The following is a 14,200-nucleotide window of genomic DNA, read 5'->3' as shown; positions in this document are numbered from 1 at the left end:
AATGTTTGTTTCTGTTTCAATGTTTCTCATCATCAAGAGTCAGAAACTACATTACAAAACAATCGATATTTAGGGCAGAGTACAATCCCAAAAGATGGGTAAACTATAAGCATCCCTAATAGTAGGGATGCATATGTTATGATAATTAAAAAAAATGGGAATATTTTTGGAAGAAAAGGTGGAGGAATTCAGAATAATTTAATAAAAGCACTTTGGGAGTCAATCTCACATTTATAATGCATTCACAAAAGCCAGTAAAGCTTCTCTTTCCTCAGTTGCTAATTCAATAAAATCATTTTTTGAGTTCTCAGCTTCCCCGCCATGCCATAGAATGGCTTCCATAATATTCCTGGCTCTTCCGTCATGTAAAAAGCTGGTATGTCCGCTGGTTACATTGGTTAGACCAACTCCCCATAAAGGTCTGGTTTTCCACTCTGTACCCGAAGCCAGGTATTCAGTTCTGTTGTCGGCCAGATCTTCACCCATATCATGCAGAAGCATATCTGTATAAGGATAAATTTTTTGATTTGATATTTCAGGAATGTTGGGATTGTTTCCTGTAATAAAAGAGGGGATATGACATTTGGCGCATCCTATTTTTTCGAATATTTTACTTCCTTCAATTACCTGTTCTTTATCCAGGTTTCTGGCTGCAGGAACCCCTAAAGTCTGACAATAGAAAGTGACTGCATTTAATTCATCATCAGATACTTCAATAATGCCATTTTCTGTGTTTCCATTTGATTGTCCATAGGATGATTCAACCGGAAAAATACTTGTCGTTAATCCCATATCACCACTATATGCACCAGCAGATTGAGCCAATATATTAGCCGCACCGGCTTTCCATCCAAAGCGTCCAAGTTGCACCGTTTCGGTAACCGCATCCCAAACATAATTGGGTTTGCCAGACACTCCGTCCTGATCTCTATCAAACTCATCTGCATTTGCTATTATATCTTTTTCAGGTATGCTTTCAAGCAATCCTAAACCAAAGACCGGCATTCCTATTCTTGGTGATATTAAAACATTTTCAGGTAATTCTATATAGGGATCTATTATAGAATAGGCAGGTCTTTGAAGCTGCACTTTTAAACCATCGCTCAATACAATTTCTTTAGTTTGGTATTTTCTTTCCATTTTGGCTTCGGGTTCATAGCCAAATAAAGATTGGTGCTGAAGCTGAGTGCCAAATCCGGGGACGGGTTTCGGACCTCCATGTTCATCAGTACCTTCAACACTGATTCTAAAAAAGAAGCCACTTAACTCGTTAATGTTTGTAGGGACAGAAGCCCGTGCATCAGAAGGATGACAGGCATTACAAGACGAATTATTGAAAATTGGCCCTAAACCACCATGTGTAGGGGCAGGGCTAGAAACAAAGATGGCTTCAAATGCTTTATCTCCTTCTAGATGCATTTCGAGATGTTCGGGAGATAAGTTTGGTGCAGGTGTCCCAAAAGCTTGACTATTACTGAGAAAAACGGTTGTTTCACCTCCCGCAGATTGTCCATCAAGTTTGTAGTTAATTTTTTCATCTTTTGAGCATTCAACAAGAAGTAAAGAAAGAGAAAGCAGTATAACGCAATTTCTAATGTTTTTAAAATACATACCTATCAGATTTTAATTTAATAGGCTAATGTAAATTCAGATGAAAATATCCTAAATACCTAAAAGTTGGTATTTTATTGTCGATAAGATCTGGATTTGAAATTTTAAAGAGAAAAAATTAACTTAAATGTGTTAACTAATACCTAATATTAGTTAGTGGAAGATGTTTGGTTTTTGTTGTAAAATAATTAACACCCCTGTAGAATTAGAGGTGTTGAGGAAATATTAGTTGTTTTTGTGTAAATAGGTGTTGCCTACAAGCTATTTTAAATATCAGACTGCCATTTGGGATTTTGCTTCAGAATTTCTTTATGAATACGACAATCTTCATCATGAGCTCCTGGCAAAAAGCCAATACTCATTAAAAATTCATTTACAATTTCACCACCAGTAAACTTAAAGTTCTTTTTAAAAATCTTAACCCATTCCTCTTTTGTTTTAGGATGATGATGTTCTAACCATTTTTCAAAAGAGCCATATTCTTCCTGAAGTTTCAATATACTTTTGGCATTTTCAATCGCTGCATTTACTTTTAGCTTATTGCGAATAATACCAGCATCATTTAATAATCGCATCCTGTCTTCTTCAGTATAATTAGCTATGGTTTTAATGTTAAAGTGATCATATGCTTTCCTGAAGTTATCTTCTTTTTTAAGTATAGTTTCCCAGCTTAAGCCAGCCTGGTTAATTTCCATAATTAATCTGCCAAATAACTCATCGTCATCATGAAGAGGAAAACCATAATGATAATCATGGTAGTTTTTATGTAAGGCCTTTTTGTCTTCGGAAGCAATGCTATTGATATAGGTACAGTACGACATTCTATTATTTGTTTTTGATAAAAGAGGTTCTCTATAGATGCAGTAAATATATCTTTTAACTTGCATTCACAGCGAATCGTTAAGTTAAGATTTTAAATGATTATTTATCAGTTCTATTTGTATTAGATTATAGATGTTCAGATTTCATTTGATTTAAATTTTTATCTTGCAACAATTTCATTTTTTAGTTTTTATAGAGATCCCCAAAGCTTGTTAAACATGGGTTTTTTATATTGTTTTGTGCATGATGATTCGGTTTTTAAAAATAGTGTTTCTTTTTATTTTTTGTTTTGGTTATTTAAACGCTCAGCTAATAAATAATGCTACTTACTATGCAATTGCCGATAGCATGAACTCTATGCCTACGGATTCGGTTGAGCATTTATTGGATAGGTATTTAACTTCAGATAAATGTACCAGGTTTGATAGTGCGCGGTTAATTACATTAAAAGGAAATACAAACACATTTAATGGGAACTTAGATAAAGCCTTAGGCTATTATACCAAAGCTATTGAGCTTTTTACACCTGAGGATGGTTACCTCTGGGAAGTTAAAACCCGATTAAATATCTCAAGTATATATTCCGAATTAAAAGAGTTTACTAATGCTGGGAATCAGTTATTTCGCGTAAAAGAAATCATCCAGAATAATAAGGATACGATCTATAAATATAAAGTGTCGGAATACTTTGCGCATTTATTTTATTCTGAGGGAAATACGGATAGTGCTTTTTATTATCTGGAAAAAATAACTGGTGTTTATGAGAGCTGGAAAGATACATTTGCGATGTCAAGGTTGTATAATAATCTAGCTGTATTGTATAAAGATCAGGAACAATTTAATAAAGCCCTGCTTTATAATAATAAATCCTTAGAGTTAAGTTTGAATAAAAGTAACGAACCAGCTATTGCAGAATCATATAATAATATGGGGATGTGTTATGAGGGTTTGTATAACAAAAACAATAAACAAGAATTTCTGAAGCAAGCGTTGTTTTATTATGAGGAAGCAGCTTTACTAAAATTAAAGTATACTTATAAATGGAATTCGGCAATTGCCAATTTAGCCCGCTTAAACCGGCAACTGGGTAACGATAAAATTGCAGATGAATATTATGATCAACTTGAAGCTATAGGACAAAAAGATAAAGCAGCAGAGATTCTTGATGTATACCGCAATCAGATGATGCATATGTTGAATACAGGACAAGTAGGGGATGCAGCTTACTATTTTTCATTATATGATAGCATTATACATGATATGCAAATAATGCAGGAAAAGGATTTTCAACAAATGTTGCTGAATCAACGAAAATTATTTCATGCAAGAAAAGCTGAACAGGAACAGCATTTGAAACTTCATGACGAACAAGAAAAACGCCTTATTATAGAAAAGAAACAGTTTCTTACACAGACTGTTTTTTTAATCTTTGCCATAATAGTGGTGGGGCTTTTTTATTTCTTGCGACAACGGAATAAGTATTTGACACTAAAAAGTGATCAGGAAAATAAGCAATTGAAAGATGCGGTATTGAGAACTCAAATGAATCCGCACTTTGTATATAATGCATTAACCGCGATTCAAAATTCTGTTTTAAAAGAAGATCAATTAGTAACAGCATCTTATGTAGCCCGATTTGCAAGGCTTATCCGACAAACATTGAATGTTGCAAGTGTTGACAGAATAACTATGGAGGAAGATATTAAAGCGCTTGAAGATTATATTGAAACACAGAAAATGCGTTTTGGAGATAAATTTAGCTATCAGATTGAAACAGATGAGCATTTACGGATCAAAGATACTTATGTGCCTCCTCTTGTTTTGCAACCTTTGGTTGAAAATGCCATTCATCATGGGTTTAAAAATTTAAAAAGAAAAGGATTCATACACATAAAAATTGCTCAGGTTGGTTGTTGTAGAGTAAAGTTTGAAGTAATTGATAATGGAGTGGGGTATCATCCTAAAGAAAAGGATGACAAGGATCATGCGTTAGATATTTTAAAAAGTCGTTTAGCACTTTTTCAATCGGGGGATGAAAATACATTTAGCATCGAAGATTTAGCAGATGGTGGAACAAGAGTAAGTTACATTTTAACATTAATGGATCATGTATAAAGTTGTAATTGTAGAGGATGAGTTTAATGCTCGTGAGGTGTTACAGAAAATGCTGAACCTGCTTTTTTCAAACATTAAGGTGGTTGGTGAATTTTCGAGTTTTGAAGCAGCTGAGGCATTTTTTAATTCTAATGAAATTGACCTGGCCTTTTTTGATATTGAACTGGAAGATGGTGCCAGCGTTGAAAAGCTAAAGCTATATTCGGAATTGGATTTTCAGGTCATTTTTATCACGAGTTATACTAAATATGCCATTGATGCGATTAAAATTAGTCCTGTAGATTATTTATTGAAACCTTTAGATCCTGAAGAATTAAAGAATGCTGTTGAAAAAGCACTTCATAAAGTATCTAAAGAAAAAGAACATTTAGCGCTTAAAGAAATAGAAAAGCAACAAGAAGAATTAAAAAAGAAAATTGTTATAAGAACCAGCGATAACACTTTTTACTTAAATGCTGATGACATGATTATGTTAGAAGCTGAAGGAGCATATACTACAATCTACACTATAGAAAGAAAAATACTCACCAGCCGAAATTTAAGGCATTATGAAGATGTTTTAAAAAACTATCATTTTGCCCGGTCACATCAAAAGTATCTGGTTAATTTGAATCATGTAAAAAAAATAGATGCAAATTCGGATCTGGTTTTAACCAAAGGATTTATGGCTTTAATATCAACTCGAAAAAGAGCAGAAATTATGAAAAAGTTAAATCTGTAAGGAACTAAAGCAAATGCAGAATTGGATCAGTTCTAAGATATTATTCTGCATTTGCTAACGCTTATTGAAAATCATTAATTAATCATTGATGATTAAGCTGGTTTCTGTTTTAACCAGGTTTTTACCAATGAAGTTTGTTTTGCTTTCTATAAATTCCAAATCAGTTCTTGATGAGGACAAAATCTCGGGGTCTATATATAAATATTGAGAAATAGATTTGTTATTTAACTGAGGATATAAATCGTTAAACTGATCAGTATTAATTCTGGTTTTTAGTTCATCAACGGATTGAGTCCCTAAAATCCAAATATCATCGTCTATAACTAAATGGACTTTTTTCTTTTCATATAGTTCTTCGTAAGTAACCAGATAACAGTTGTCCTTAATTTTACTAATGGCCTTGGCATCATTGGCTAAAATACTTAATAATTGACGACCGCTTTCTTTATTTTTCATTTTTAAAGCCATCTTAAAATCAGGAATATGGCGTTTGTCAATATGATCATCCAACAAGGTTATAAATCCATTGCCCATGCTATTTAAAACATCATCATCAAGTGCCCAAATGGCTAATTTGCTGGATAATTGTTTTTTTTCGTTATAATCCGGGTAATTAAAATATTCAATTAGAGAGTTCTTTAAAGCTGCAGGTTCCATATTAAATATGCATATACCATTTGTCTCTTGAGCAGGAAGGTATAAACAAAGTTCTTTATCCAGATTGTGATGTAATTTTTGCTTTTTAGGAAGTGATGCAATTGTGGTAATATTTAATTTTTCCTCCTGAGTTTTTATATTTACCCATATGTCTTCATAATAACCGGAAAATCCTGCAATTTTGGTAGTCAAATCATTTATATCATGAATATCTGTTTTAAATATATTATAAATATGAAATGGGATTTCACGTATTTTCTTTGCGTTTAAATATAATAATGCAGCACTTTTGCTGATATCAGTATTGAATACGGATTGAAAATCTAACGTTTCTGTTTTTATACTACTTGCAATGGTAGATTTTTCTTTCTCTAACAAATGATCAAAAAACTGAGCTGATGGAATAGAATCCTTTTTCATTAAACTATCTATTCTTTCCCATAGAATATTTCTTTCATCGTAATTGGCAAATTTTAAATCCTCTGATAATTTCTTGTATTCTGCTTTTACTTGTTCATCAACTGGTAAAATTTGTGTGTATATCCTTAATACAAAATCTGAATTGTTAATATAGAAAAGCCCCTTTTTAAAGTTCCCTCCGTCTAATTTAATAAATGGTAATTGTAAGTCTTTAACCGTAAAACCAAATAGGTTTAGCAAGCTGTCCGGATTAAGCTGGGTTTTGTTTTGGTCAAGATTAAATTTTAAGGTATATGCATCGTACAATTCATGTTTATGAGAGTAGATGCAGAATTTTTCACTTTCATCAGTAATACCTTTACAAACTTCAGGCAAGGACTCATGAAGTTTTTCTTTTACTTCCTCAGGCATATTTGCCGTATTTCCATATACTACAAATGTGAGACTATCTTTGGGTATATTTTGTAAGAGTTGGTCTGATTCTGATTGAGCGAAAAAATTGTTTGGTATTAAAAAAATAATCAACGTCAAAACCCATAGTTGTGCGGTGTTCTTCATAGATACAAAATATTGTTAATTGTTATTTAACAGCGAGTATACAAGAACTTATATACAATTCCACAACTACTTCATAAGTGTAGTTTATTAATTTATAAACGAAGGAAATGTAATTGTAGCAGCGTGTTTAAATTTATGTACTAAAAACGGCTACAATTACATTTTAAGAGCTTACTCTTCCTCAATAGAGATGTTGAAATTTGCTGTAAAGCTATCCTTTGGCAGAAGTTTTAGAATGCCTTCCTTAGATTCAAACTGACCATCTGTAGCGTCTGCATCAGTTATTCCCAGCCAGGGCTCAATACAAACAAATGGTGCAGCCGGTTTTGCCCATATTCCTAAATAATTAAAATCAGGATACGATACAGATAAAACCGTGTTATTGTTTTTATTTTTTAAGCTTGCCTTGCGGGATTTTAAATTCTTTAGTATTAAGGCATCATTGTCAAATAAACTCTCATGTAAAGGTAAAATGGAGGTATTACTTAGCAAAGGTTCAGATTTTCCACTTAATAAACCATTAGAGGCCAATGTCCAGTTTGGTGCTGTTTCCTCATGTTCAAACTCTATATAGTAGTCTGTGTATGATTCATTTTCTTTAAGAGGGCATTTAAAACCAGGATGTCCACCCAATGAAAATAGCATTTCCTCGTCACCTATGTTTTCAACTTTATGATTTACGTGTAATGTATTGTCAACGAGCATAAAATTAATATGAAATATGAATTTAAAGGGGTACATTTTAAGAGATTCATCATCATATGCATATTTCAATGTGATTGAATCTTGCGATTGTTGTTCTACTTTTAATAATTCATTGTTTCTAATAAATCCATGTTTGGGAATATTGTATGTTTTTCCTTTATATTGATAGTGCTCATCTTTTAGCATTCCAATAATTGGAAACAAAACAGGTGCATGACTTCCCCAAATATCAGGATTGGCATCCCACATAAATTCCTGGTTTGTTTTTTTTGATTTGATGCTACAAATCTCTGCGCCTTTATGTGTGATTTCTACTGTTAAAAAATTATTTTCTATGGTATGAATCATGTGTAAAATTTGTGTTTTTGTTATTCCACTAAGATAATATTATAAGAGATATTAATGGAAATAAATTATTCAGAAAGAAGTGAGTTTTGCGGTTATAAAACGAATGGTTACGATTATAAAATGATTTTTGAAGAATTGTATTAAAACGACAATTTTGTTGTGTTCAATACAAATGATATATGGTTGAACAGAATTAAAGAACAGAATAAATATAGTAAATGAATAAGGAATCACTAGCACAAATTGTTTTGATTGTTTTAGCGATATACTGTATTCTCGGAGCATATTTAGAATGGGATTTTTTATATAAAAGCAAGAAGTTAAATAGAGTGATTCGCTTGTTTGGACATAGTGGAGCCAAGATTTTTTACTTTGTAATAGGAATTTCAATTTTTACAATAGCGCTTTTAGATATTACTAGGGTAATAGATATTTATTTGTTGTTTAGTTAAAGGACTAAGTCCTCACAAGTTTAAATACAAATTCAATAATATATTGATTTTGATCTTTTTAGATCATTAAGAATCTCAACTATATTCTCCTATTACGGGGGGTGAGGATATAGGTTGGGATTCTTTTTTTATGCATATTCATTTCATATGGCATGTTATAATTTACCCATCATAGTTTGAGTAATTTATTTCCGATATAGAAAAGCAATTTCAATTTATATACTATATTTAAGTTTTATAATACTTAATTAAAATATATTTAGATGGAGGCAACAGAACAAGTTCTTGATGCAATGAAAAAAGCAGGAGAACCTTTAAATGCAGGTAAAGTAGTTGAATTAACTGGTTTGGAAAGAAAAGAGGTAGATAAAGCAATGACCAAACTTAAAAAGGAAAGTCAAATAGTCTCTCCTAAAAGATGTTATTGGGAACCAAAGTAATAAAAATTATACAGTAATTTCAACAAGGCTTATATAAGTTATTTATATAGGCCTTTTTTTGTGACAATAATTAATTCATTTAGTCGGATACTTAATTTGGAAAGTAATTAGATAGTGAGATTTTAATTTTTCTTTATAACTATTCCTGTTAATAAATATCGGGTGCCCACAATTAGCTTTTTTCTATATTTGCCGCCGTTAATAAGTATACATGTTTTACAATAATGTATTTGTTGTAATGAGATGATTTTAAAATACTCTGAATAAGTATAACAAAGCTTTTAGCCACTAATTAGTTTTATTGATTTTACTTATTCCCGATAGTGTATTTCTTTCATATGTAGTAGTGTAATCCTAAAAAAAAATAGAAATTGAATAGTTATTCCTTATGATAAGAATGGTACAAGTATGCCTTTTTTATAAGGAAATAGTGTCGTAAATTTAGGTAATAGCGGTTTAAGTATTAAATAATTATAAATTTAAGAATAATGAAAGTTGCACTTATTTATAATAAGGATATTGATGGTGTAATTAACACCTTTGGTATGCAAAATAAGGAGTTTTATAGTGAGAAAACTGTAAAAAAAGTCGCTCAAAGTCTTGAAAAAGCTGGGCATAATGTTGCCATACTAGATGGAAATAAACAAATTATTGAACGTCTTGAAAATTTTATGCCCAGGGTCAATGAAGGTGAACAGATGGGGATGATTTTTAATATGGCATATGGTATTCAGGGAGAAAGCCGCTATACACATATACCTTCAATGTTAGAAATGCTTGGTTTACCTTACGTGGGTTCTTCTCCATCCGGGCATGCATTGGCTTTAGATAAAGTTTTAACTAAAATAATATGGAAGAACAATAATTTGCCTACACCTGATTTTTGGGTTTTTAATTCGCCTGAGGAGGATATGAATTCCGTGGTTTTTCCTGTTATAGTAAAACCTAAAATGGAAAGTGTTTCCTTTGGATTAAAGGTTGTTTACAATGTTGAAGATCTAAGAGAGGCAGTACATTTTATCATTACAGAATTTGATCAGCAGGCTTTGGTTGAACAATTTATTCGTGGTCGTGAATTTTGTGTGGGATTAATAGGAAATTCTCCGGTTGAAACATTTCCGGTTTTAGAAATTGATTTAGAAGGTGATCCTGATGCTATTCAAACAGTGGATGATAAAAAGCATAAGCCCAAAAAGAAAATTTGTCCGGCAATGATCTCAGATGAATTGGCTGATAAAATGCAAAAACTATCTGCGGAAGCCTTTCATGCTCTAAATTTAAGAGATTTTGCCCGTGTGGATATTCGCTTAGATGAGGACGATAATATTTATTTGTTGGAAATTAATTCCATGGCCAGTCTTGGAGAAACAGGCTCATATTCAGCAGCAGCCAGAGTGGCTGGTTATAATTTCGATAATTTGGTAAATAAAATGCTGGATGTTGCTTCTGTAAGGTATTTTTCTAATACCATTCTGACTGATGTAGATTCTAATGAAAAGCCAAAGGTTTCTTTGATTTCCCGTATGCGTACGTTCATCAAAACCAGACAACAACATACCGAAAAGTTTCTAAAGACTTTAGTAGATACTGATACTTATGTAAGGAATGTTGAGGGTGTAAATTATTGTTCTGGAATTATTAGCAGTGAGCTGAGTCAACTTGGATTTGTACAGGAAATTCATCCCCAACTTGAGGTGGGTAATATTATTTACTTTTCCAATTCATTTAGTAAGGAGGTTGACTATTTGTTATTGCAACCCATTGATAACCGAGTAAAATTGGCTCAACACGAAAACTATAATGAGCATGAGCAATATCTTGAAGGTACAGGGATATGGGAAAACAAGGGAGGTATCGCTATATTGATTTCTGCATTGCAAGCTTTAAAATTTACCCGAAACATTAAGAAATTGAAAATAGGTATCTTGTTAATTACAGATTCTTCTATTGATGGCAGGTATTCTAAGGCACTTATTCAGCAAAAAGCAGATCTTGCCAAAAGTGTTATTTCGTTAAGTGGTAGTTCTCGTAAAGGTGGTTTAATTCTATCCAGATCAGGTTCTGCCTTATATCATTTCGAAACAAAATTGATACAAAAAGATAGTCCGGAGCATGTTTCAAGTACTGCTATGAATTTTAATAAAACCCTTGCTGCAATTGCTGATATTTCAAGAAATGATGCCAACAATATTATTGCACCATATGATATTCAGTTTAAGAGTAATATTTTTAAAAGATATGCTTATGGTTCTGCGGGCATAAGTGTTCGTCACAACTCACCTGAAATATTAGATGATATTGAACAAAAGATTAAAAAGATTCTGACTACACAAAAGCGCAATAAAATTTTTCAAATACAATTTGAGGGAGGCATAAAACGTAATGCTATGTTAGAATCAGATAAAACAAAAGAATTATATAAGCATATTTCTTCCATAGCAAAACAAATTGATGTTCGCATTACACATGAACATCGTTGGAGTTCGGCCGATATTTGTCACATAAAAAAGGATATGGCAAAAATTGATGGATTAGGACCCGTAGGTGAATTTCTTCCTTCTGAAAATGAGCGAATTATTCGTCATAGCTTAATTGAACGAGCCCTTTTGCTTGCTTTAATTTTGAAAGATTAGAGTTAATTTGAACAAATATATGTACTAAAATGAATACAAATAGTACACTCAGACATATCTAATTTTGCATTAAATTTTAATCTTTGTTATTCAAGTAACATACTTAATTTATCGAGAGGTTGGTTTATAATAATCTCTCGATTATTTATTATGCATTAATGTATGGTATGGTAAAATAGAAGTAAATAAAGAAGATTATAATTATATGAAGAAGCTAGTATTATTGAGTATTATTTTTTCAGTTTGTGTTTGTGGTTTTGGTCAGGATGGAATACGTTCCGTACTTACCTTATCCAATCATTGGAAATTTAGTAAAGGCGATTTTGAAGGAGCAGAGCGTATAGATTTTAATGATAAAAAATGGGAAGAAGTATCAGTTCCTCATGATTGGGCCATTTACGGCCCTTTTGATAAGGAAATCGACAAGCAAACTGTTCGTATTGTTCAGAATAAAGAAAAGGCAGCAACAGAAAAATATGGTCGTACCGGCGCACTACCTCATATAGGTATAGGATGGTATCGAACTAGTTTTTCATTACCAGAGTTTAGTCAAGGCAAAAAAGCACTGTTGGTTTTTGATGGAGCCATGAGTAATGCTCAGGTTTATTTAAATGGTAAAAAAGTAGGTTATCGTCCATACGGATATAGTTATTTCTATTTCGATATTTCTGAATACATCAATCCTCAGGGAGATAATACTATTGCGGTTCGTTTAGAAAATAAAGAAAAAGCAAGTAGATGGTATCCTGGAGCGGGTTTATACAGAAAGGTTCAGATTATAGTTAAAGACGAAATTAGTTTTAATCAGTGGGGAACTTTTATCACCACACCATTTGTAAATAGTGAAGTGGCCAAAGTCAATATTAAAACTGAAGTTACAGGTGATAATGTTTTTGCAGAAACAGTTATTAAAAACAGTAAAGGCGAAGTGGTGGCCAAACAAACACAAAATGAAAAGTTTGGTCAGCAAATAGAGCAAAATATTGCAGTTAGTAATCCTCAATTGTGGAGTCCTGAAAAACCGGTATTATATACTGCTGAGTTAAAATTATATCAAAACGGTCAGGTAAAAGATAGTCAAACTATCAAGTTTGGTATTAGAACCATTGAATATAGTGCAGATAAAGGATTTCAATTAAATGGTAAAACAACTAAGTTTAAAGGAGTATGTCTGCATCATGATTTAGGTCCATTAGGAGCAGCAGTGAATAAAGCAGCATTGAAACGACAATTGACGATCTTAAAAGATATGGGATGTAATGCCATTCGTTCTTCTCACAATATGCCATCTCATGAACAATTGGAGCTATGTGATGAAATGGGATTTCTATTTCTTGCAGAAAGTTTTGATGAGTGGGCAAAATCAAAAGTGAAAAATGGTTATAACCTATATTTTAACGAATGGGCTGAAAAAGATGTGGTAAACTTAGTAAGAGCCACAAGAAATCATCCATGTATTGTAATGTGGAGTAGTGGGAATGAAGTTCCGGATCAATATGGAAGTTTAGGTGTGAAAAGAGCCAAAATGTTACAGGATATTTTCCATAGAGAGGATCCAACTCGTCCGGTAACTGTTGGAATGGATCAGGTTAAGGCTGTGATGGAGAGTGGTTTTGGTGCTATTATGGATATTCCGGGGTTAAACTACCGTGTACATTTATACGAAGAAGCCTATGATCGTTTCCCACAGGGTTTTGTTTTGGGATCAGAAACTGCCTCAACAGTTAGTTCCAGAGGGGTTTATAAATTTCCGGTGGAGATCAAAAGTAATACAATGTATGAAGATGGACAGTGTTCTTCATATGATTTTGAGTTTTGTAGCTGGAGTAACTTACCAGATGATGATGCTGTTTTACAGGATGATAAAGATTGGGTTATAGGAGAGTTTGTATGGACTGGTTTCGACTATCTGGGAGAACCTACGCCTTATGATACGCAATGGCCTTCTCGAAGTTCTTATTTTGGAATATGTGATTTAGGAGGATTAAAAAAAGATCGATTTTATTGGTATCGCAGCCGATGGAATACTAATGATGAAACTTTACATATTCTGCCTCATTGGAATTGGGAAGGCAGAGAAGGGGAAGTAACTCCTGTATTTGTTTATACCAATTATAATAAGGCTGAGTTGTTTGTAAATGGTAAGAGCCAGGGTATTCAGGAGAAGAGTAATAAAACCAAACAGAACAGGTATCGTTTGATGTGGATGGATGTAAAATATGAACCCGGAACCATTAAAGTTGTCGCTTATGATGATAACGGAAATTCAGTTGCAGAAAAGGAAATAAAAACAGCGGGGGCTCCTGACCATATTCAGTTAGATGCAGATCGAACTATTATTTCAGCTGATGGCAATGATTTAAGTTATGTTACGGCATCAGTAGTTGATAAAGACGGAAATCTGTGTTCAAATGCAACTAATCAATTGCATTTTAAAGTTTCCGGTAAAGGAATGTACAGAGCGGCTTGTAATGGAGATGCCACATCATTGGAACTATTTCATTTGCCTACCATGAAAACCTTTAGTGGTAAATTGGTGGTGTTGGTACAGGCACAAAACGAACCGGGCGATATTGTTTTGAAAGTATCAGCTAAAGGCTTAAATAGTGGTACAATAACTTTAAAAGCAAAATAGTTCGTTTTAGAAGATAAGTATCTAAGAATATTGAAACCTCCATTAAAGTCATATTTGATTTTATTGGAGGTTTTGTTTTTGTA

Annotated in this window: 10 protein-coding genes; 6 read left to right on the top strand and 4 right to left on the bottom strand. The window is 32.7% G+C overall.

The annotated features are described in order from the left end of the window. Nucleotides 1-231: 231 nt before the first annotated feature. Nucleotides 232-1,611, bottom strand: a complete 1,380-nt coding sequence (locus tag OM075_RS02530) for a di-heme oxidoreductase family protein (RefSeq protein WP_301188893.1) — start codon at nt 1,609-1,611, stop codon at nt 232-234. A 266-nt stretch (nt 1,612-1,877) separates the two neighbouring features. Then, complete coding sequence (locus OM075_RS02525) at nt 1,878-2,432, bottom strand: DNA-3-methyladenine glycosylase I (protein WP_301188892.1); 555 nt, start codon at nt 2,430-2,432, stop codon at nt 1,878-1,880. Between the two features lie 244 nt (nt 2,433-2,676). Between OM075_RS02525 and OM075_RS02520 the strand changes: the two genes are divergently transcribed. After that, nucleotides 2,677-4,548, top strand: coding sequence for a tetratricopeptide repeat-containing sensor histidine kinase (locus tag OM075_RS02520; protein WP_301188891.1), 1,872 nt, complete (start codon nt 2,677-2,679; stop codon nt 4,546-4,548). Next, the gene (locus OM075_RS02515; RefSeq protein WP_301188890.1) at nt 4,541-5,269 is read left to right on the top strand and encodes a LytR/AlgR family response regulator transcription factor; all 729 of its coding nucleotides are present in this window, start codon (nt 4,541-4,543) and stop codon (nt 5,267-5,269) included. Before OM075_RS02520 ends, OM075_RS02515 begins: the two co-directional genes overlap by 8 nt. A 78-nt stretch (nt 5,270-5,347) precedes the next feature. Here OM075_RS02515 and OM075_RS02510 read toward each other — a convergent pair whose 3' ends face one another. Both OM075_RS02510 and OM075_RS02505 read right to left on the bottom strand, forming a co-directional pair. After that, the gene (locus tag OM075_RS02510; protein ID WP_301188889.1) at nt 5,348-6,904 is read right to left on the bottom strand and encodes a hypothetical protein; all 1,557 of its coding nucleotides are present in this window, start codon (nt 6,902-6,904) and stop codon (nt 5,348-5,350) included. A 171-nt stretch (nt 6,905-7,075) separates the two neighbouring features. After that, nucleotides 7,076-7,957 carry an aldose 1-epimerase family protein gene (locus OM075_RS02505; RefSeq protein ID WP_301188888.1) on the bottom strand — a complete coding sequence of 294 codons (882 nt, stop codon included), beginning with the start codon at nt 7,955-7,957 and terminating at the stop codon, nt 7,076-7,078. A 218-nt stretch (nt 7,958-8,175) separates the two neighbouring features. Between OM075_RS02505 and OM075_RS02500 the strand changes: the two genes are divergently transcribed. The 4 genes from OM075_RS02500 to OM075_RS02485 all read left to right on the top strand — a co-directional run bounded on the left by OM075_RS02500 (nt 8,176) and on the right by OM075_RS02485 (nt 14,117). Beyond that, the gene (locus OM075_RS02500; RefSeq protein WP_301188887.1) at nt 8,176-8,409 is read left to right on the top strand and encodes an Imm17 family immunity protein; all 234 of its coding nucleotides are present in this window, start codon (nt 8,176-8,178) and stop codon (nt 8,407-8,409) included. A gap of 263 nt (nt 8,410-8,672) precedes the next feature. Continuing rightward, nucleotides 8,673-8,849 carry a hypothetical protein gene (locus OM075_RS02495; RefSeq protein ID WP_301188886.1) on the top strand — a complete coding sequence of 59 codons (177 nt, stop codon included), beginning with the start codon at nt 8,673-8,675 and terminating at the stop codon, nt 8,847-8,849. A 488-nt stretch (nt 8,850-9,337) separates the two neighbouring features. Then, on the top strand, nt 9,338-11,482 hold the full coding sequence (locus OM075_RS02490) for an ATP-grasp domain-containing protein (protein ID WP_301188885.1): 2,145 nt from the start codon (nt 9,338-9,340) through the stop codon (nt 11,480-11,482). Between the two features lie 205 nt (nt 11,483-11,687). After that, nucleotides 11,688-14,117 carry a glycoside hydrolase family 2 TIM barrel-domain containing protein gene (locus tag OM075_RS02485; RefSeq protein WP_301188884.1) on the top strand — a complete coding sequence of 810 codons (2,430 nt, stop codon included), beginning with the start codon at nt 11,688-11,690 and terminating at the stop codon, nt 14,115-14,117. Nucleotides 14,118-14,200 lie beyond the last annotated feature (83 nt).

The organism is Plebeiibacterium sediminum (genome assembly GCF_026013605.1).
Classification (GTDB): domain Bacteria; phylum Bacteroidota; class Bacteroidia; order Bacteroidales; family Marinilabiliaceae; genus Saccharicrinis; species Saccharicrinis sediminus.
Note: the sequence above shows the minus strand (reverse complement) of the source record. Positions and strands in the feature narration are given on the sequence as shown.

Coding starts and splice junctions, on each gene's coding strand:
- OM075_RS02530 (WP_301188893.1), bottom strand. CDS start 1,611: ATGTATTTTAAAAACATTAGAAATTGCGTTATACTGCTTTCTCTTTCT.
- OM075_RS02525 (WP_301188892.1), bottom strand. CDS start 2,432: ATGTCGTACTGTACCTATATCAATAGCATTGCTTCCGAAGACAAAAAG.
- OM075_RS02520 (WP_301188891.1), top strand. CDS start 2,677: ATGATGATTCGGTTTTTAAAAATAGTGTTTCTTTTTATTTTTTGTTTT.
- OM075_RS02515 (WP_301188890.1), top strand. CDS start 4,541: ATGTATAAAGTTGTAATTGTAGAGGATGAGTTTAATGCTCGTGAGGTG.
- OM075_RS02510 (WP_301188889.1), bottom strand. CDS start 6,904: ATGAAGAACACCGCACAACTATGGGTTTTGACGTTGATTATTTTTTTA.
- OM075_RS02505 (WP_301188888.1), bottom strand. CDS start 7,957: ATGATTCATACCATAGAAAATAATTTTTTAACAGTAGAAATCACACAT.
- OM075_RS02500 (WP_301188887.1), top strand. CDS start 8,176: ATGAATAAGGAATCACTAGCACAAATTGTTTTGATTGTTTTAGCGATA.
- OM075_RS02495 (WP_301188886.1), top strand. CDS start 8,673: ATGGAGGCAACAGAACAAGTTCTTGATGCAATGAAAAAAGCAGGAGAA.
- OM075_RS02490 (WP_301188885.1), top strand. CDS start 9,338: ATGAAAGTTGCACTTATTTATAATAAGGATATTGATGGTGTAATTAAC.
- OM075_RS02485 (WP_301188884.1), top strand. CDS start 11,688: ATGAAGAAGCTAGTATTATTGAGTATTATTTTTTCAGTTTGTGTTTGT.